Here is a 19194-nt window from a genome sequence, read left to right on the forward strand (position 1 = left end):
TACCGTGTGTTCAGGCTCGCACCATCCCTGACTCGCTCAGCACCGACTTAGAAATTACTCGTTCCCTTCATTGCTTTTAGTTATAGCTCATACATGATAGCATAACAACGCCGATGTGGGCATGACCTGCTCGCCAGAGATCTTGCCGCAATAGATATTTTACTGTTTTCGTTGCAGGTTAACCAACTCATTCAACTCATCAAGCAGTTCTTCCGCCTCTGTATCTCCTGCATCTGCTTGTTGCAGCAAGTAGCTTAAAATTTTATTCATCAACGCATTTGAAACTTCCATCATTCATGCCTTCCCAAAAAACTGACCTTTTCTACTTAGAACTTATTAACAATTTTTCTTATCTGCAGGCTAACGCGATCGCTTAGATAAATTCTCTACCAAAAGACTAATTAACACAGCCAACCCATAAAGAAGAAGAAGTGGCGTAAGCTCAACGAAGAAATTACTCCTTTCCGCCATAAGATTACCGATCTTCTTCTCTTACTCCCTTGCTCTTTGCATCTTTGCGGTTCAATTAATTCACACTCTGAAGGAACCTGAATTTCTGGTTTGGTATCAGGACTACCCGCTTCGAGCAGCAATACTCTCACTTTGGGGTCTTCTGTAAGACGGTTGGCAACGACACTGCCCGCCGAGCCAGCACCAATCACAATATAATCATATCGAGACATTCCATGTTTTCTAGAGCCAGCAAGAGCAAAACGAGCAGAAGTTAGTGAGGTGACTAAACCAGTAGAGAATAGGGCTGTCTTTTGAATAAATCGACGACGGTTATAAGGCTTATAAAGCAAGGACTCCTCCTCTCTTAGATTATCTAAGAATTTATTGGTTTGTCTTAAGTGTTCTTGTATTTTTAAAAGTATCGGATGAATCGTCATGCCTTGACCGTAGACAGGGTTAAAACTGCAAATGGCATCGCCAAAAACCAAGTAATCTTCGGGAAAACGTGCCATTCCTTCATAATGGTAGCGTTGGTTGGTCGGAAGCTTATAGGGCAATAGTTCTGAGAGGGGTTCAGCATCTTTGATAACTTCGTAGATTTCCTGAGCGGGCATGGACTTGGCGAATTCGAGGAAGCCTTTTTCGTCTCTTGGTGCGCGATCGCGACAATTACTTGTTGAGCGAACTTTTTCATAGTTTGTTCCTCTAGTGTGCAATTGAGGTTCTAACTCGATCCTTAGCAAAGGAATTGGGACACCGACAAATCACAGTGTATGCAGTTGCTCCGGGCGCGATCGCCACTGAGGGAAGTGTCGTGCGGGACAATCCAGAAATTAACAAGTCGATCGCGTCCCAAACCGCTTTAGGTCGTGTGGGTGAACCAGATGATATTGGCAGTGCGATCGCGTTATTGCTATCTCAAGAGAACCGATGGCTCTCTGGACAAAGAATCGAAATCTCTGGCGGTCAATCTCTTTAGTTCTAGTTCAAGAATCGCTTCAGAAGCGATGAACTAATCCCATCTATATCCGCTGGCTGGATTGGCAAAGTCTCTCCAATGGGAGAAGCATCGATCGCTGGACAAACAGGCAAAAAATGTACTCTTTACTGCAAGGGCTGAGAATTTTGTGGATTGGGATCGCCGTGGAGAAACTCAACAAAGGCATGGAAATGTTGGGTTTCGTTCCTCAACCCAACCTACGTATCTTCGTATTTTTACGCAAAACCTACGCTAACGATTGCCATTCCGTGAATATCCCTCGCCTGTGGCAGTCAAGCGAATGCGATAGATAGCTGTGTTGGCTGCAATAAAGAGGCTGTGACCATCTTCTCCCCAGGCTAAATTGCCTGTTCGTACACCCGTTTCTATACTCCCCAGAAGCGTCCCATCGGGAGCAAAAATGAGAACTGCCTCGGGTGCAGCACCGTACACATTACCTGCCTTATCAACCTTGATCCCATCGGGATTCCCCTGGCGGTTGCGTTCCCATGTCCGACCATCCGCAAACGTGCGACCATTTTGAAGCGTGCCATCCTCTGCTACATCGTATGCCCGCCATCTCGATTCTTTGGTGGTTGAATCGGAGATATAGAGAATCTTTTCATTTGGAGAAAATGCAATGCCATTGGGAGAACGAATCTCATCAGTCAATAGCGTTAACTCGCCATCGGGCGATAGGCGGTAAACGCCACTAAACGGGAGTTCCTTCTGTGGATCGTCAAATCTTTGGGTTGGCAAACCATAGGGGGGATCGGTGAAGTACAGGTCTCCATTAGATTTGTAAACCAGGTCATTGGGACTGTTCAACCGTTTGTTGTCATACCGATCTGCCAGAGCAATTTGGGTGTTGTTCTCTCTGTTCTCTAACCTCGCGACGCGACGATTGCCATGCTGACACATCACCAGTCTGCCCTGGCTATCAAAGGTTAATCCATTAGAACCGGGTTCTATTCCGTTAAAGGGAGTGTCCCCCGTATATCCACTGGGACTCAAATAAGTCGAGATCCCTTTCCCTGGTTCCCATTTGTAGATTTTATTGGCTTTCACATCCGAAAATAGCAGATATTTCTCTTTTCGATTCCAAACCGGACCTTCCACCCAAAGAAATCCATCCGCCAATTTTTCTAATTTGGCATTAGCGGGAATAATACTGTTAATACGGGAATCATAGCGGACAATTCTGCCAGGAATGGTGGGAGCCTCAGTGTTAATCGGCGACAAATCTTTCTTATGCTCAATGCCAATCTGATTGTTATCCCATTTTTTGTTGTTGGCGGATGCTCGTGTTAATTGTGTTAAACCACCAATCAAAAGTGCTGCTAGAATAAAAGAACAGAGCTTTTTCATAATTTGCAATGTTGATATACGCCTATTATCATCTGTTGTAAATGAGCGTAAGGTATCCAATGGTACACATGATACGGTCTGCCGACTTTTTCCAATCACCTCTTCATGCTGGTGATTGTGTATTTAGTTTGCGCCTACCTTTTGGCAGATTGTGTGGTGAATTGGATGATTAATTGGAGCGATCGCTTGCAACGGAAATTACCAGAAATGCCATCGTTCCTCTAAATTCTCCAAACGATAATCCAGTTCAATCGCGTTTCGCTCTGGCATCTCTTCACAAAAGTGGATGAACAAGGTGAGTTTTTTTCAGTAAACTGTTGAGCGATCGCCCGGTGTGGAAGCTGTGCCATGTTCTTGATTGGACTGTTGATTGTCACTCACTTGATTATTCCCGCTGCTTTTCTCAGTACCAAAAATATTGCAAACTGGGAGATCGTAATATGCTGAACAAGTTGAAGCGCATTGCACCTGCGATCGGATTGTTCGTTCTCTCACCTTCGATCGCGGAATTTTTGCTGGGTAATATATCAATCGACGCACTGCCAATTGGGCTATTTGCTGCGCCACTGTACGGCGGTGGGACACTTTTGATCCGCGAAGTAACACGCCGCACCAAACGGGGATGGACAACGATGATCTTGCTTGGATTGGCATATGCTGTGATTGAAGAAGGACTGGTCACCCAAAGCCTATTCAACCCCTCGTTTGTCGGCTTGAACCTGCTGAATATCGCCTATATCCCAGTACTCGGTATAGGTGCATGGTGGACGCTGTATGTGCTGACCTTGCATACCGTTTGGAGTACAAGTGTGTCGATCGCACTGATTGAGACATTAGTTCCTAACCGAAGCACCACTCCTTGGTTGGGCAAAGTTGGTTTAGCTGTCACTACCCTTCTGTTTCTCTTGGGTGCAACATTAATCTGCTTCGGCACTTATACCCAAGAACGTTTTCTAGCATCTCCCCCTCAGTTGATTGGAACCCCAATCGCGATCGTTGCACTAGTCGTTTTTGCCTTTAAAGTGCGCCAATCCCCGCGATTACAGGTCACAGGCAAAGCACCGAGTCCGAGAGTCGTGAGTATAATTTCGCTGCTCTGCTGCAAAGACTTTGCTACTATCATTTTTCCAAGTAATTCGGTTTCAGGAAGATCGATCTGAGGCTGCATAGAATCAGTACGCAGCCAACGGGAAGCCAATTGCCCATCTGGCGATTTAAACACCGGAATCACACACTTTTTTTTTATTTGTAGCAGGATTCATTTGTATTCCTCCATTTGAGAGTGAGAGAATACTAAAATACGATCTCAACATCTCTCGCCTTCAATTAAAACTATCCAAAGTTAGAAAAATTTATCTTTAGCCATCTTTACGGGCTACATGAACAGCAGAAAGAAACGAGAGTTGTACCTATCTCCAAATTTTTCTAGCTTCTCCTGCAAGGAAGCTGCAAATAGTAATTCTTCCGCTTGTGGCTCTAGTCCCCGATGAGTACTTAAAAGCTTGAGGTAGCGATCGAGGCTATAGGTGACTTCACACGCGGTTTGCTCGGCGACCAACTCCTTAAAATATTGGCATAGTCGCGTTGCACTGTCTAAGTTGCAGGTTAAGTTAGTAGTATTTGCTTTATCTATATTAAAAACCATGTGATGTCCATTGACCAAAATGCACCTCTCTTAACACAAAATCATCTGCTTGCCAAACTACCTTCTGATGAGCTAGAACACTTACATCCTCATATAGAGCTAGTCTCACTCTCACGAGGACAGCCCATTATCGTGCCGAATGAACCTATCGAGTGTGTCTATTTCCCTGTTAACTCATTGCTCTCCCTAGTAACTGTGATGGAAGACGGCTCTACAGTCGAATCCGGCTGTATCGGGCGCGAGGGAATGGCAGGTGTGCCAGTTTTTTTAGATGCAAGCATAACGCCGATGCAGACACTGGCACAAATCCCCGGACAAGCGGTGCGTGTCAAATCTCAGATTATCAAAGAGGCATTCGACAGAGGCGGCGCGCTGCAAAAGCTTCTCTATCGTTACATATATACAGTCATTGTTTTTAGTTCGCAAAGCGCTGCCTGCAATCGTCTCCATCATATAGAAGCAAGGCTCTGCCGTTGGTTGCTGATGAGCAGTGACGGTGTAGGGTCAGACTCATTTTCCCTCACGCATGAATTTCTGTCCACAATGCTCGGTATTAGACGTTCTGGAGTTAGCGAAACAGCTCGTAAACTCCAAAGCAGGGGCTTAATTTCTTATCAGCGCGGACATATCCAGATTGTTGACAGAAAAAGCTTGGAAACAAGCGCCTGTGAGTGTTACCGTATAATCAAGGCAGAATATAACCGATTATTTAGTTAAAGCTCCCAAATCTGGAAAAAAAGTTTGCAATTATCAAGCTTCTGTCCGAAACCGTACTGACTTTCCATCTTTAGGGTGTGTATAGTTAAACATAAAGCATATACAACCAACTCATTAAACTCATGGAGAAGAATCAACAAGAATACCTAACGACAAACCTCTTACCGTCTACTCATGAAGAATTATTAGTTTCTCAGGAAGAAATAGAGCTTTTACGTGAGTTAATTGAGAGTCAAAACGGGTATATTTATCAATTAGAACAAAAACTGCTAGAGGTAAAGCAAGAGTTAGACATTACAAATCAGGAATTGAGTAAGGCATTGTTGTTAGGGGTATGCCTTGATGAGGCTAAGGCACTGGCTAAAATAATTTTGCAGGAGCAAAAAATTGGTACTAAATTAGTAGCGCAATTACTAACTGTTATCTATGGCTCACTTGTTAAACCAGAAGAATTGAAAGAAATAGATTTGTTAATTAGTATACCAGAGCGAGTGAAAAATGATTCATATGCCTCATTGGGGCAAAGAATGACGGCATGACTTTACCTATGTTCCACAAGAACTGTATTGGTTGCAAATGAGCGATCGCTATATCTACGATCGCCTGGATCTAAACATGTTTTCAAAGAAAGCTTTGCAAACGTTCGAGCAAACGTGAAGTTGTCATTAATTTCTCGGTTTGCTCTTCTTCAATTCTCGCTACAATCTCACCATTTTTAAAAAGTAATAGTGTTGGTAAAGGATGAACTTGATATTTAGAAGCTAGCTCGGAATATTTTTCACTATCAATTCTAACAATGACAAGTTGTTCTTTCATTTGATTGTGTACTTGCTCCAAACATACATCTATTAGGTGAGAAGGACCACATTGAGGAGATTCAAACACCACGAGTGTCGGCAAATTTGAACTAGATAATAATTCTTCAAAGTTTTGGAATTGTTGTTTGACTGCCATTGATTTGCTTCCCTAGATTGATTTCAAAAAACTGCAAAAAATAAATTATCCCCGAAAGGTGGAATAAGTATATCTACTCATCTTCTACAATTAGCCATTAGCCATTAGCCATTAGCCATTAGCACTATTCACATACCTGTAGGAAAAGTCTCTGGTGCTTCTTCCATCTGCCAGTGAGGATTGCGATCGATGGATTCTACACCTGTTGTGTCATCAATGTGAATGACAGCATCAAATTGTTTGGGAAGATTAGTATGGAAGTAATGACTGACACGCTCTGTTTTAGGCAAGTAAATAACCCCAATAGCTCGCTCTAATCTTGGCTCATTCAGCGCTGTCACTGCTTCATTATCTTGTTGCAAATTCAGTAAAAACCGAGGTAACCCAGTATCGTGGAACAATGCTTCGTAGCTATCTGGTAATCCTGGAAGTACTTGTTTGAGTTGTGCTATACCTCCCCAACGAGAAGCTGCTGTAACTGTTCCTGTATATGTAGTAAAACCAACAAGTACAGCATCGCGATCGTAACGTTCGCGTACTAGTTGTCCTACGTTGAGTTCACCCACAGAACTCATATCAGTTGCTCGTGCATCTCCTAAGTGGGAATTATGTTCCCAAACAACGACCTTTGTACGGTTTCCCTGACTATCAAAATGGGCAACCAAACGATCTAGGGTTTCTGCCATGTGCTTATCCCGCACGTTCCAAGATGACACCCGACCTTGGAACATCGAGCGGTAGTATTCCTCTGCACTCTTTACAAGTCGGGCATTTTGTTCGGCATAGAAAAATTCATCTTCTTTGACCCGACCATCGCGCTGTCCATACTCTCCTGTCTTCCGTTGCAACTCCATCAATTGATTGATAACTTCTTGCTCGCAAGACTCACTCATATCAAAACTAACAGCATATCCGTATGCTTGGGAATCTTCACCAAAGTGTTCTAAGCACGAGTAGCGATGACGTGCTTTTTTTGCAGCTTCTGGGTCAACTTTGTCCAGATAACCCACAACCTCATCTATTGAGGAATACATACTGTAGAGGTCAAGCCCGTAAAAACCAGCTTTCGTTGCATTCTGCGGTAATGAATCATTGTATTGACGCAGCCAACCAATGAAATTGACCACATCAGTGTTACGCCACATCCAAGTCGGGAACCGTTGAAAACCGCTTAATGCCTCAGCAGGAGTCTGGTCATCATTCACTCCGCGTACATAGCAATTGACTCGGTATGCATCAGGCCAATCTGCTTCTACAGCTACAGCCGTAAACCCTTTTTCTTGAATCAGGCGTTTGGTAATTTCGGCTCGTTGTTCGTAAAACTCATGAGTACCATGAGTCGCCTCACCAATAAGTACAAAGCGAGCATCACCAATAAGTTCTAGTAAAGGGTCATAATCTTCAGATGTACCTGTCAGTGGATGAGCTGCTTGACGCACTGCATCACTAAGTTTTGTTGTGCTTGTATTTGCCATGATTTTAAACCTAATGACTATAGCAGTCCTTTTGACAGCCCATCGCGATCGCTGACAAATTTCTTCCTCTAATATTCAAGGCTGTAAAAGGAGTCGGGGTTCTATTGTAATGAGATATTTTTATCTAAGAGATGATTTATCAAAGACATTTGGTGATTTAAGATTGATTAGCCTATTGTAAATGTATGAAAGCTCTTTCTCCTCTTTCTTTAGTGATGTTATCAATATGACTCGCTCGCTGAAAGTGAGATAAAAATTTAAAATTTGAATGTAGCTTAGGACACCAAGTTATCAAGTGATTTACACTTACTGAAGCGCTCGCTGTTAATAATTTATTTATACAGATATCTCAAATATGTTACTAAACGATCCATACTGAAGATGGATGAGCCTTAGCAAAGGCTCTTGGAAGTACAAATTTAAGAGCAATTGTAAAAAATTTTTAGTACAAGGTTTATGGATAGAACATTAGAATCACGATTTGAAGAACGTTCAATTCAAGTTCCATCAGGTGTAATTAACCTAGACGGTGATTTAAGGATACCTGAAAATGCTCGTGGAGTTGTGCTATTTGCTCACGGTAGTGGTAGCAGTCGGTACAGTTCCAGAAATCGCTATGTTGCCGAAGAATTAAATAAAGCAGGGTTTGCTACCCTGTTGATTGATTTGCTGACTCAAGATGAAGAAGAAATAGACAATCAAACAGGACAATTGCGCTTTAACATTAACTTATTAGCGGAACGTCTCATTGATGCTACACAATGGCTTGCCCAAAATCTAGAGATTTACAAAACGAAAATTGCTTACTTTGGTGCTAGTACTGGTGCAGCCGCAGCTTTGGTTGCAGCAGCACAACACCCTAATGGTATTTGTGCTATTGTTTCTCGCGGTGGAAGACCTGACTTAGCAGAAGCGTCGCTGTCAAATGTTCAAGCACCAACATTATTAATTGTAGGTGAAAGAGATACGCCAGTGATTCGCATGAATCAAGAAGCGTTGGAACAGTTACAAGTAGAAAAGAAGTTAGCGATCGTTCCCGAAGCAACCCATCTTTTTGAAGAACCGGGAACACTAGAGGCAGTTGCACGGTTATCGAGTGAGTGGTTTGAGCAGCATTTAGTAACATGGAATCGATAGTAGGGAGAGTGAAAAGAAAGCAATATATTCCTGTAGTTTGATGGCAAATTAAAATTCTTAATTGAAGACTGGTTGACAAAAATGTTAGTATCACTAAACTATGTCTATGCGATCGTCACAGCAGTTTTTGTTATCCTGTTTCTGCTGGAAAGAATCTTTCCCCTGCGATTGCAAAAGCATTCACTCATAAACAGGTTGTTTATCAACTCCTGTGTTATTGCTTTGGCTTTTGCCGCAAATGCGACTGTTGTCCAACCTACCGCTCAATTTATGTTGCAGTGGACTCACTTACAGTCATTTGGATTGGTTCATCTTGTGGCACTACCTACAGCCATCAAAAGCGTCATAGCTTTTTTATTGATGGATTTAACTTACTATTACTGGCATAGAGCCAATCACAGATTTCTTTTTCTGTGGCGCTTTCACAACGTACATCACATCGATCCAGATTTAGACATTTCTACAGGTTTTCGCTTTCACGTTGTAGAAATTGTTCTATCAGCCGGACTTCGGGTTTTTCAGATAGCTCTAATTGGTATATCGTTGGGAACTTACATTCTCTACGAGTTAGTTTATCAAGCAAATACCCTGTTTCATCACACCAATATTCGTCTTCCCATTTGGACTGAACGTTGGTTGAATACAATCTTGGTAACGCCCCGGATGCACGGTGTACATCACTCCCAGGTTCAAGAAGAAACCAATTCCAACTATTCTGTTATTTTTCCTTGGTGGGATAAACTGCATCAGACACTGCGGCTAAACGTTCCTCAGTCAGAGATTGAGATTGGGATTCCGGCTTATTCGTCTCCTGATGACAACAAACTACAGCATATTTTGCTCTTACCCTTTCAACAACAGCGCGACTACTGGCGCAAACCTGACAACAAACCTGTGGAAAGGAATCCAGTCGTTTTAGGTGAAGCCTTAACTCAAATGGTGGATTTTAGCAATAAATCCATTACACCAAATTTATCTCTTAAAACAGAGTAGTACCAGCTACAATACTTGTCGGTTAAGCCGAAAAATACGAAAACACGTAGGTTGGGTTGAGGAACGAAACCCAACAGGTATCTGTAAATGTTGGGTTTCGTTCCTCAACCCAACCTACAATTTCCGAGAGCCCTTGCAGTATTGGTACCAGCTATGCTGAAGTAAGAAGGCAGAAAGTTAAAACGTGATACTATTAGCGCACAGTGAATAATTAACACCAACAACCGATAACTGTAAAAACTCTGTATGGTATAACCAAATGTGATAGTTTTTGGGTTATTCATATGGGTTGGTTACAACGATTGTTCGGACTGGAAAAGCCAGAAAATGCACAGACAAACCCTGTACCAGTAGAAGAATCACCCGATGGTGGAGAAATCCCTCCTGAGAGAGTTGGTCTCAATGGAGAGTACGATCAAAGTGGACTCGCAAAACGAGTCGCACTTGCTTTCGACCAAAACCCTGAATTAAACGATATAGAAAGCCTGTGGGTTGCTCAAACAGGTGGCACCGTTGTCTTAAAAGGAAGCGTTCCCAATCAAGACATCCTTGACACAATCGTTGCTGTTGCTAGTGGAGTATCAGGTGCAACCGATGTCGCTACTGACGAAGTGACTGTTGGATAAATTTACTTAAAAAATGCGGGTTTTTTCCGATGTCGTCATCAGAAATTCCCGCATTTTTCATTTCAGTCTTCCAGATAAGCTGTCAGCAGACATATACTGAAAATGACAAGTTGTAATTAAATAATGTAAAATATGTCACTTTGGGTGAGAAATGTTCAAAGTTTATTAAACATTTTCCTGAAATCTAACTGTCCTCTATGCCAGCGTCCTACTGACCAAGAAGTTTGCCAAAACTGTACTCAGCAACTACAACGATGTTGTTTGCCCAATCCTAGTGTTCTTTGGCACCAACCCCTTCCAGTTTTCGCTTGGGGAAGTTACGGTGGTACTCTTAAGTTAGCGATCGCTGCCATGAAATATAAAAACCATCCTGAAATTGCTCGTCCTTTAGGTCAATATCTGGGCAACACATGGCTATCAAATAGCCCTGCACGGAATACAAAATGCATAGTTGTGCCAATTCCACTCCACCCCAATAAGCAAAAAAAGCGGGGTTTCAACCAAGCAGCACTCATAGCCCAAAGCTTTTGTGAAACAACAGGATTGCAATTAAAAGTAAACGGATTGGAGAGAGTAGAAGAAACTGAAGCACAGTATAATTTATCTGTGTCTGAGAGAGAAAAGAACTTATTTAAAGCTTTCCGAATAGGACAAGATTTTCATCACACCTTAAAAGCCCCCGTGCTATTGATTGATGACATTTACACCACTGGTGCTACTGCCAAATCTGCTACCCAAACACTTAATGACTTTGGAATTGGAGTTTTAGGAACCGTAGCAGCCGCTCTTACCTACAACCAGAACAACCCCAGTTACAACCTAGATAAAAATCATACTTGACACTCACTTCGGCTAAAGCTCGAAGGATTCTTAACGTTGTTGCTACGTGGGCTAAAGCCGCACTTCGCAACTTTTTATTTCTGTTTAGGCAGGTTGACAATTATTAGTTTGGTCACGTCACAAGCACTGCTGGACAGATTACAAAGAAACTAATTGAACGAGCACTAATGTCTTATAAAAAGTCACAAGCGAATCTTAGAACACTTTCACAACGCATACGATACAACTTAGTTAGCGAACTAAACACGTCGTAGCGCTTAGGGATTGTCAATGACCCCTTACCCACCTTGACTAGAGAAATCCCTAGCTGTATGGCTACTTTGCGGATGATATTTGCCGCGCCGTTTAGATCTGAATTGATAAACCAACCTTTGGCGGTCTTGTATTGACCTCTACCGATACCATCACCTTTCTTACCACGCTTCCCAGAAGGTTTCCAATTGGCGGGTTTTTCACCACCGTAAACTGGTAAAAAGTCGTTATCTAGATAGCTAGTTTTCGAGGTGTAGCTCTCTTCGGTTTCGTGAAATTGTATTCCAACTTCTTCACATAATTGCTGAATCCTTTCCTTTAATTTGGCTGTCGGAATCTGCACAAAGTTCTGTTATAAACTCCTCCAAATAAACTATACACAACAACAACAACAGTAGGAAAGACCCGATAATTGTTATTTTATGTAAACTTGTAGTATTCATATTACATAACAGCGCTAAGATAATCATCGTAGTTACTACATCAAAGAAGTGAGGTTACAGAAAGGCAAGACACCTCTGGGTAAAACGGTGGTCTTAGTGTTAAACAACAACTATGAGCCAATCGAGCCAATACAAACGTATTTGAGATATCTAGAAAGCTTAGACCGGAGTCCAAACACAATTTTGAGCTATGCAAAAAATCTCAAGCTTTATTGGGAATTTCTGCAAGACGAGGGGCTTGATTGGAAAACAATAAAATTAGACCAATTGGCAGAATTTATTCATTGGCTACGTAATCCTAACCCAGGAATTTATCCAATAACTCCGACTGAGGCAACTCGGACGAATCGAACTATTAATCAAATTCTTTCTACAATCAGTAGCTTTGACGAGTTTCATGCACGTCTAGGGAATTTTTCCGGAGTAGAATTAACAACTAATAAAGTGGCGTATCCATCTCAATACAAACCATTTTTGTATGGGATAGCTAATCAATCTCAAGTGAGAAAGCGATTACTGAAAGTTAAAGAGCCGAAGCGATTTCCCAAATGCTTAACTTCGATTCAAGTTCAACAATTAATAAAAGCTTGTAATACATTGAGAGATAAGTTTTTAATTTGCCTTCTTTATGAGACAGGACTACGAATAGGAGAAGCATTAGGATTACGCCATGAAGATATGCTAACTGAAGGTAGAAATGAAATTTTTGTGCGCTTTCGAGAGAATATAAATGGTGCAAGAGCAAAGTCAAGAGTTGAGCGTCTCCTAGCTGTGAATATTGATTTAATGCGGTTATATTCTAACTATTTAATAGACGAGTATCCAGTTGAAGCTGACTGTGATTATGTATTCGTCAATATTAAAAGTGGGCAAATTGGAGAACCAATGAAGGTATCGAGAGCAAAAGCTTTGTTCCAAGATTTATCTGATAAAACTGGGATTCATGTTTCTCCCCATTTGTTAAGGCATACGTTAGCTACAAGAATGGTGAATGAAGGAGTACCATTAACTGTTATTCAAAAATATTTAGGGCATAAATCCCCTGATATGACAATGACATACGCTCATATTCACGATCAAACTATGCGTGCTTGTATAGATAAATTTCATGGAAAAGTAGTCAATATTTCTGGAGAGACGGTAGTTGTTAATTCGTCACTGGATCATAACCAAGATTTACAGTGGATGAGACGTAATATTTTGGCTCAGGCATTACCAAATGGTTCATGCGCTCGACCGATGATTAAAGGTGCCTGTCCCCATGCCAACGCTTGCCTTACCTGTAATGATTTTCGTACCACAATTGAATTTCTTAGTCAACATAAAGAACAACATAAACATTGTACAGAGATGATTGATAAGGCTAAGTTAAATGGCTGGCAACGACAAGTAGAAATGAACGAGCAGATCCTACAAAGTTTAGAGAAAATTATTGATTCTCTGGAGAAATCAGATGAATAAAGGCGTACAAATATCCAATTTAAAAGCAGCTGCACAGAAGAAAAAAGAATCAGCTCTTTCAAAAACTGAATCAGCTATTAAACAAATAATAAAGCAAGGAAAGAAAATAAATATGTCTGTTGTTGCTGCATATGCCAATGTTAGTGTTAGCTATCTTTACAAGTATCCGGAGATTAAACAGAGAATTCAACAATTAAGAGACCAACAGGTTTTACCTGTTCGTTCAAAAAATTCCCAGGCAACCGAGGCTTCTAACCAAGTAATAATCACCCAACTTCGTTCAAGGATTAAACAGTTAGACGTAGAAGTAAAAGAGCTAAAATTAATTAATGAAACTCTTGCAGGTCAACTTCACGAGTTTATGGGTTATCAAGTACAAGTACAACATCTTCAATCACAAAATATCGAGTTACAGTCTAAGTTAGACTCAATTAAAAAGCAACAAACCGCAATACCAAGCCGAAAAAGAAGTAACTTATATCCTAAACAGAAACAGCCCGAAGTGAGTTTACACATTAAAACAGAACTAAGAGCATTGGGTATTAAACTTACTAGTACATTACGACGTACTATTAACAGTGTCACTGAAATAACGGTTTTAAATGCTATTGAAGCGTTAAAACAAGCACGCTAAGACAGAGAATATTCGTAGTCCTGGGGGCTGGCTTAAATGTGCGATAGAAGGAGGATGGGTTAAAAATAAAGCTCAAGTAAATAGAGATAATTTGTAATCTTTTTAGATTTTGTATAAGCTGGTATAAAATTTGTTGTTGAGAGGAAATTTATCGGAAATATTCCCAGAAGCTAAGAGAGTGATTCAGCTTTAATAATAAGTTATTAGTAAAAATCAGAAAAAAGATTTAATCGAAGCGTGCAACATCTCAGAGAGGTAATCAATACTCGATATAAATTCAAGCTATGTTGTAGATGTTGTGTAGTCTTTGAAATGTAAGCGTTTAATTTTATGTTATGGAGTCTCTACACAAGATAAAACCTTTATCCCGTATACGTTGTGGACGTTGTGGAGTATATAAGTTCTGATTTGTTCTAGAGCCTAAGTTGACTTCGCTTTTTACGCCTTGTCCCCAACCAAAGATTACATTACCAATGCGATGTTCCAAACAGTGATTGACAACAAATCTTGCTGTCTTGTTAACCGCATCTCTCATGGTGCGGTTGCGTTCTTCGGTCAGTTTGGCTAACTGGTCATCCCAGTATTTCTGGTCTTTACCTTCTTTAATTTTGGCTACTGCTCGGTTGTATCTCTGGTTAATAGATTTTAGCTTCCTGCCATCAATGATGAATGATTCTCCTAACGTTGAAACAACTGAAAGCCAATTATCAACGCCTGGATCGATTCCTAATGCCTGAGTATGGTCTAAAGCCAAAAGGCAAGTTGCACCATCATTACCATCTTCATAAACATACTCTGCATAAAGCTCTCGGTTACGAGGGAGAATCCTTAATTCTACTATTTGATATGGCTTAAAACTGGAACCACCAGGTATCCAGATATCTCCATTAACATCTGATGACAACTCCCTACTTATAGGTATTCGACAGCATCCAGTTTCAATGTCAAACTTGAGTGCTTGTGCCGGAATACTAACAATACTTAGTCCTCTTTTTTTCCGGTAATTAGGCATTTTGGGTTTCCCGTTCAAATCTCCCTTGAAAAACAAAGGTAAGAGTTTATTGTAACTAGTAAATGCTTCTATTACCGATTTAATAATTTGTTGAGCTTGTTGACCACCAAGCGTTTTGTAGTGTGGATTATCTTTCAATGCTTCCCAAACTACTGGATAAGAAGCTGACTTCACCTTGGACATTTTAAACTCTGAACGGAAGAATCCATCTTTGTCAAAGAATTCATTGCGCTCACATGCTTCAAAATGCTTCTGTCTAATCTCAAAAATTGCACAGTTAGCCAATGAACTAGCATTTTCACACAAAAGTACAAGTACATCTCTAACGTTATCAGGTATCGAATCTGTCAATCTAATTTGTTGAGTTCTATACACTTGTCTCACCTCCGGGTTATTATGCTAACATGAATGCATCTACAATAGTGCTGCATTTATGAAAAATAATTCATTACGAATAAGATTGTCAGATAAAAGAAAACATAAGCTAATGTTATATGCTGCTCAAGAGGATAAAACAATAACAGGAGTAATAGAGGAATGGATAGATAATGTAAAACTTAAAAATGAAAGAGAAACACAGGGTTAAAACCCTGTAGGTCGGGTTTCATCCCCCTGTTGAAACACAGATATGTTTTTCCACCACGCTCCAAAACATATCTTAGGGGGTTCTCACCCTCCCATTATGTTTTGATAGGCAAATTCTCGCAAGGAAAACTATAATTAACCAAACGGCGCTGTTTTCATGGAAGAGTCTCGGGATGATAAGTAAGGCTTTTGCAGTGGGGTCGAGAAAACTCGCGATCGCGAGTGCCACAGTAGTGGTTATTGGTTTCGGTACAACAGTAGCTTTTGCTCAACCAGCAAATAAGTTGTATAGTCCGATTCCTTTACCTCTAAGTAATGAAATTTCCGATATGCTCTCTGATAAGGATATTCCTACAGGTCAAGGCGGCTATGCTCGCGATTATATGGTGAAGTTGAGTAAAGGAGATAATCTAGCCATAGATTTAGTCTCTGAGAGCTTCGATGCTATCATTACGTTGCTGGCACCTGATGGCACCACTGTAGCAGAAAATGATGACGGCCCTGATGGTAGCAGCAATTCTTTGCTTTTTACCCGAGTTTCAGAGACAGGAAGTTACATCGTTCGGGTTCGGTCATTTGGAGAAACTGGAATTGGTGCTTTTAAACTCAAGGTGACACGACTGCAACCAGTTAAAGGGGGTTAGTGGTTGGTTGATAGTTGTTAGTTGATAGTTGTTAGTGGTTAGTGGTTGGTTGATAGTTGTTAGTGGGAAAACTACCAACCACCAACCACTAACCCCTAACCACTAACCACTAACACACATAAAAGAAAGGCTTCTGTCCACTCAACAACTGCACCGTAAGTATCTCCTGTATGTCCGCCTAACTTACGGTTAAACCAAGCACCCGTAAGAGTGGCGATCGCAATTCCTGCAATTGCCATTCCTAAAGCAAACAACAGACGCTGTTTGTTCAGTAATATCTCTAATCCACTTAAACTTACTACTAAGAACAATCCTGGTAACAAATCTTTATAAGAACGAATAGCTTCTTTGTGAAATGCTCCCTTACCACTTGGTTTGAGGTAAGGATACCGGACAATTGCCAATTGCTGACCCCAACGTCCCCACCCACAAACTGCCATCAAAGCCAACCAACGGTTTTGCTCTAAATCTGTTAAAGCAGCTATTTTCAGAACCACCAAAACAACAGCTGCCATTGCACCAAAAGCACCCGTTGCACTATCTGCCATCACCTCAAGTCGCCGCTTGGGATCTCCCACTGCTAAACCATCAGCTGTATCCATGGCTCCATCTAAATGCAATCCCCCAGTCATAGCAATCCAAATACTCACAAGCAGAGCGCTACGAGTGAGTATTGGTACACCCAAAGAATTCATTCCAATATCTAATATTCCCAAAATGCTTCCAATCAGAAACCCTACCAACGGTGCGTATTGCGCCACATACCGGAAGTCTAATCCTTCCAGATATGGCATGGGAATACTTGTATAGAATACTATAGAAGCTGCCATCTTTAACAGATGTTGTTTCCACCACTGATGCTTATAAGCCATCTAAAGGATGAAGGATAAAGTATAAAGGATAAAGGATAAAATGTAGCTTACAGATGAATCCAAAGGCAAGAAATACGGATAGTTTATGCCTAGTCCTTTTTAAAGCTTTAAATAAGATTTATCAGTGTCGGGAACTTATTGAAAAAATTTTTGTTATGCTATGCTCAGTGATGATTTCTCTTTCGTATAAATCATCACTAATCAAAATAGCTTTGGCAGTCTCAAAAGTAAAAGACAGTACTGTAGTACTGTCGCTTACAAATTTATTGATTGCAGCTTTTCAATCAATCGTCCTACAAGTGAAGATATTTATTAAAATGTAGGGATTCAGCAAAGCTGTAACAATGACTGTGTAGCTATGTTGAACTCATCTGCGCTCCAAAGATTGTTTAATTTATGAGTAACCATCTACCCGATACCAAGATCCCAGCTCCGTGCATCATTGATACAGGCGTGGTTGTGAATAAGCAAGATATGTGGCGATTACTGACAGACTTAGGTCGCGTTCGCTACATTTACACCCATGAGGGAAAATTGCAGAGCGAGGGGGAGGGGGATGTCATGGAGGTGTTTGCCAATCCGCAACGGTCTACCTTAGTTGCCAACCATACGCTTTATCTTAATGTTTATAGTTTTGATTACTTGGAATTAAAACAGTCTCCGGAAAAAGAAACTTATTTTGACCTTATCCAAGAAGGAATGTGTTTGCGACTGATTCCCCTTTCAACTTCTTTAGAAGAGAGACAAGACCGTTGTTTTCACATTAGCGCTCTAGAAGCCATGATGGAGCAAGTTTTCTCAGCTAAGTGGGATGCGGAAATGGATGATGATAATTGCGATTTGTTTTAATTGGGCATTGGTCACTGGTCACTGGTCACTGGTTCCCCGAATGTTACTATTAGCTATTAGCCCTTAGCAATTAGCAAATTCTCTCTTGACTGCACAATTTTCTTTTCAACGTCTTGCTTACTGCAGCCAGACGAAGGCGCGGGTAGGGATTTTTTCTACCCCTCACGGTATAGTAGAAACTCCACGATTTATGCCAGTGGGGACGCTAGCAAACGTCAAAACTATGACTCCATCTCAACTGGAAGAAACTGGAGCGCAGATGGTTTTGTGCAATACTTATCATCTACACCTCCAACCAGGTGAGGCAATTGTAGCAGGAGGTGGAGGGCTGCATAAATTTATGGGCTGGAATGGTCCGATCCTGACAGATTCAGGTGGTTTCCAAGTTTTTAGTTTGAGTGAAATGCGGAAAATTAGTGAAGAAGGCGTGACTTTTCGCTCACCTCATGATGGTCAAATTATTAACTTAACTCCAGAGCGTTCTATTGAAATTCAAAACACTTTGGGCGCGGATGTCATTATGGCATTCGATGAGTGTCCGCCTTATCCAGCAACACACCAAGACGTGGAAGCCGCCACACAACGGACTTACCGTTGGCTGAAACGTTGTATAAGCGCCCATCAACGTCAAGACCAAGCCCTGTTTGGTATTGTACAGGGAGGTGTGTATCTTGATTTACGTTCTCAAGCAGCTTTGTCTCTGGCAGAGTTAGATTTACCTGGATACGCTATTGGTGGTGTCAGTGTGGGTGAACCAGCAGAACTAATTTCTCACGTAGTCAAAGCAACTGCGCCTCTACTACCGCCAGAAAAACCTCGCTACTTAATGGGAGTGGGTACATACCGAGAAATCGCAATCGCGATCGCATCCGGAGTTGATTTGTTCGACTGCGTCATTCCCACCCGTTGGGCGAGACACGGTACAGCAATGGTACAAGGCGAGCGTTGGAATTTAAAAAATGCAAAGTTTCGTGAAGATTTTACACCAATAGACGAAACTTGTCCTTGCTACGCTTGTCGAAACTTTAGCCGTGCATACATATCACATTTAGTAAGAGCGCAAGAGATCTTAGCGTATACCTTGTTGAGTATTCACAATATCACTGAGTTGATTCGCTTTACTCAAAAGATACGAGAAGCAATACTCAACGATACTTTTGCGATCGATTTTGCTTCATGGTTTGAACAGGGGACAGAGGAACAGGGGACAGAGGAACAGGGAGTAGGGAGTAGGGAGTAGGGAGTAGGGGGACAA

The 19194-nt window shown here is 41.3% G+C and carries 23 protein-coding genes, 1 pseudogene and 1 other annotated feature (1 of these 25 only partly in view); of the genes and pseudogenes, 15 read left to right on the forward strand and 9 right to left on the reverse strand.

The window, feature by feature from the left end:
- Window positions 1–80, reverse strand: a binding site (T-box leader); it reaches 220 nt to the left of the window's first position.
- A gap of 79 nt (window positions 81–159) precedes the next feature.
- Both F7734_RS65610 and F7734_RS61010 read right to left on the reverse strand, forming a co-directional pair.
- Window positions 160–294 (reverse strand): hypothetical protein, encoded by a 135-nt coding sequence (locus F7734_RS65610; protein ID WP_279239796.1) that lies wholly within the window; start codon window positions 292–294, stop codon window positions 160–162.
- Window positions 295–539: 245 nt separating this feature from the next.
- Window positions 540–683 (reverse strand): annotated as a pseudogene (locus F7734_RS61010) (NAD(P)-binding protein); the annotation flags it as partial.
- 518 nt (window positions 684–1201) lie between these two features.
- Between F7734_RS61010 and F7734_RS35690 the strand changes: the two are divergent.
- Window positions 1202–1432 (forward strand): SDR family oxidoreductase, encoded by a 231-nt coding sequence (locus F7734_RS35690; RefSeq protein ID WP_207714290.1) that lies wholly within the window; start codon window positions 1202–1204, stop codon window positions 1430–1432.
- A gap of 61 nt (window positions 1433–1493) precedes the next feature.
- Window positions 1494–1688 carry a hypothetical protein gene (locus F7734_RS35695; RefSeq protein WP_155749232.1) on the forward strand — a complete coding sequence of 65 codons (195 nt, stop codon included), beginning with the start codon at window positions 1494–1496 and terminating at the stop codon, window positions 1686–1688.
- On the opposite strand, the gene F7734_RS35700 is transcribed toward F7734_RS35695, so the two are convergent.
- Complete coding sequence (locus F7734_RS35700) at window positions 1685–2800, reverse strand: SMP-30/gluconolactonase/LRE family protein (protein WP_155749233.1); 1116 nt, start codon at window positions 2798–2800, stop codon at window positions 1685–1687. The genes F7734_RS35695 and F7734_RS35700 overlap by 4 nt on opposite strands.
- Window positions 2801–3240: 440 nt before the next feature.
- Here F7734_RS35700 and F7734_RS35705 point away from each other — a divergent pair, with 440 nt between their 5' ends.
- Window positions 3241–3960 carry a hypothetical protein gene (locus F7734_RS35705; protein ID WP_207714291.1) on the forward strand — a complete coding sequence of 240 codons (720 nt, stop codon included), beginning with the start codon at window positions 3241–3243 and terminating at the stop codon, window positions 3958–3960.
- A 215-nt stretch (window positions 3961–4175) separates the two neighbouring features.
- On the opposite strand, the gene F7734_RS35710 is transcribed toward F7734_RS35705, so the two are convergent.
- On the reverse strand, window positions 4176–4445 hold the full coding sequence (locus F7734_RS35710) for a hypothetical protein (protein WP_155749234.1): 270 nt from the start codon (window positions 4443–4445) through the stop codon (window positions 4176–4178).
- A gap of 3 nt (window positions 4446–4448) precedes the next feature.
- Here F7734_RS35710 and F7734_RS35715 point away from each other — a divergent pair, with 3 nt between their 5' ends.
- Window positions 4449–5162 (forward strand): Crp/Fnr family transcriptional regulator, encoded by a 714-nt coding sequence (locus tag F7734_RS35715; RefSeq protein ID WP_155749235.1) that lies wholly within the window; start codon window positions 4449–4451, stop codon window positions 5160–5162.
- Window positions 5163–5284: 122 nt separating this feature from the next.
- Window positions 5285–5701 (forward strand): hypothetical protein, encoded by a 417-nt coding sequence (locus F7734_RS35720; protein WP_155749236.1) that lies wholly within the window; start codon window positions 5285–5287, stop codon window positions 5699–5701.
- An 82-nt stretch (window positions 5702–5783) separates the two neighbouring features.
- Here the strand turns inward: F7734_RS35720 and F7734_RS35725 are convergent, their stop codons facing one another.
- Both F7734_RS35725 and F7734_RS35730 read right to left on the reverse strand, forming a co-directional pair.
- Window positions 5784–6116: a thioredoxin domain-containing protein gene (locus tag F7734_RS35725; RefSeq protein WP_155749237.1), complete on the reverse strand. Its 333-nt coding sequence runs from the start codon at window positions 6114–6116 to the stop codon at window positions 5784–5786.
- Between the two features lie 128 nt (window positions 6117–6244).
- Entirely contained in the window at window positions 6245–7591 is a 1347-nt protein-coding gene (locus F7734_RS35730; protein ID WP_155749238.1) for an erythromycin esterase family protein, read from the reverse strand.
- A 456-nt stretch (window positions 7592–8047) separates the two neighbouring features.
- Between F7734_RS35730 and F7734_RS35735 the strand changes: the two genes are divergently transcribed.
- The 4 genes from F7734_RS35735 to F7734_RS35750 all read left to right on the forward strand — a co-directional run bounded on the left by F7734_RS35735 (window position 8048) and on the right by F7734_RS35750 (window position 11187).
- A complete protein-coding gene (locus F7734_RS35735; RefSeq protein ID WP_155749239.1) occupies window positions 8048–8728 on the forward strand; it encodes an alpha/beta hydrolase in 681 nt (226 codons plus the stop codon).
- An 81-nt stretch (window positions 8729–8809) separates the two neighbouring features.
- On the forward strand, window positions 8810–9721 hold the full coding sequence (locus F7734_RS35740; protein WP_243147268.1) for a sterol desaturase family protein: 912 nt from the start codon (window positions 8810–8812) through the stop codon (window positions 9719–9721).
- A gap of 284 nt (window positions 9722–10005) precedes the next feature.
- Entirely contained in the window at window positions 10006–10347 is a 342-nt protein-coding gene (locus tag F7734_RS35745; RefSeq protein ID WP_155749240.1) for a BON domain-containing protein, read from the forward strand.
- Between the two features lie 132 nt (window positions 10348–10479).
- Window positions 10480–11187 (forward strand): ComF family protein, encoded by a 708-nt coding sequence (locus F7734_RS35750; RefSeq protein ID WP_155749241.1) that lies wholly within the window; start codon window positions 10480–10482, stop codon window positions 11185–11187.
- A gap of 172 nt (window positions 11188–11359) precedes the next feature.
- On the opposite strand, the gene F7734_RS35755 is transcribed toward F7734_RS35750, so the two are convergent.
- Window positions 11360–11782, reverse strand: coding sequence for a hypothetical protein (locus tag F7734_RS35755; protein WP_207714292.1), 423 nt, complete (start codon window positions 11780–11782; stop codon window positions 11360–11362).
- 196 nt (window positions 11783–11978) lie between these two features.
- Here F7734_RS35755 and F7734_RS35760 point away from each other — a divergent pair, with 196 nt between their 5' ends.
- Window positions 11979–13343, forward strand: coding sequence for a tyrosine-type recombinase/integrase (locus tag F7734_RS35760; protein ID WP_347566343.1), 1365 nt, complete (start codon window positions 11979–11981; stop codon window positions 13341–13343).
- Entirely contained in the window at window positions 13336–13977 is a 642-nt protein-coding gene (locus tag F7734_RS35765) for a DUF6262 family protein (RefSeq protein ID WP_155743418.1), read from the forward strand. The genes F7734_RS35760 and F7734_RS35765 overlap by 8 nt, the downstream gene beginning before the upstream one ends.
- A gap of 328 nt (window positions 13978–14305) precedes the next feature.
- Here the strand turns inward: F7734_RS35765 and F7734_RS66370 are convergent, their stop codons facing one another.
- Window positions 14306–15364: a transposase gene (locus F7734_RS66370; RefSeq protein WP_155749242.1), complete on the reverse strand. Its 1059-nt coding sequence runs from the start codon at window positions 15362–15364 to the stop codon at window positions 14306–14308.
- Window positions 15365–15422: 58 nt separating this feature from the next.
- Between F7734_RS66370 and F7734_RS61015 the strand changes: the two genes are divergently transcribed.
- Together F7734_RS61015 and F7734_RS35775 are read left to right on the forward strand one after the other, a co-directional pair.
- A complete protein-coding gene (locus F7734_RS61015; protein WP_166482357.1) occupies window positions 15423–15575 on the forward strand; it encodes a hypothetical protein in 153 nt (50 codons plus the stop codon).
- A gap of 172 nt (window positions 15576–15747) precedes the next feature.
- Complete coding sequence (locus F7734_RS35775; RefSeq protein ID WP_155749243.1) at window positions 15748–16218, forward strand: PPC domain-containing protein; 471 nt, start codon at window positions 15748–15750, stop codon at window positions 16216–16218.
- Window positions 16219–16313: 95 nt separating this feature from the next.
- Here the strand turns inward: F7734_RS35775 and cobS are convergent, their stop codons facing one another.
- Complete coding sequence (gene cobS / locus F7734_RS35780; protein WP_155749244.1) at window positions 16314–17090, reverse strand: adenosylcobinamide-GDP ribazoletransferase; 777 nt, start codon at window positions 17088–17090, stop codon at window positions 16314–16316.
- Between the two features lie 396 nt (window positions 17091–17486).
- Between cobS and F7734_RS35785 the strand changes: the two genes are divergently transcribed.
- Both F7734_RS35785 and tgt read left to right on the forward strand, forming a co-directional pair.
- The gene (locus tag F7734_RS35785; RefSeq protein ID WP_155749245.1) at window positions 17487–17939 is read left to right on the forward strand and encodes a hypothetical protein; all 453 of its coding nucleotides are present in this window, start codon (window positions 17487–17489) and stop codon (window positions 17937–17939) included.
- Between the two features lie 85 nt (window positions 17940–18024).
- Window positions 18025–19179, forward strand: coding sequence for a tRNA guanosine(34) transglycosylase Tgt (gene tgt, locus F7734_RS35790; RefSeq protein WP_155749246.1), 1155 nt, complete (start codon window positions 18025–18027; stop codon window positions 19177–19179).
- The last annotated feature ends 15 nt before the right edge of the window (window positions 19180–19194 follow it).

This window comes from Scytonema sp. UIC 10036 (assembly GCF_009725235.1).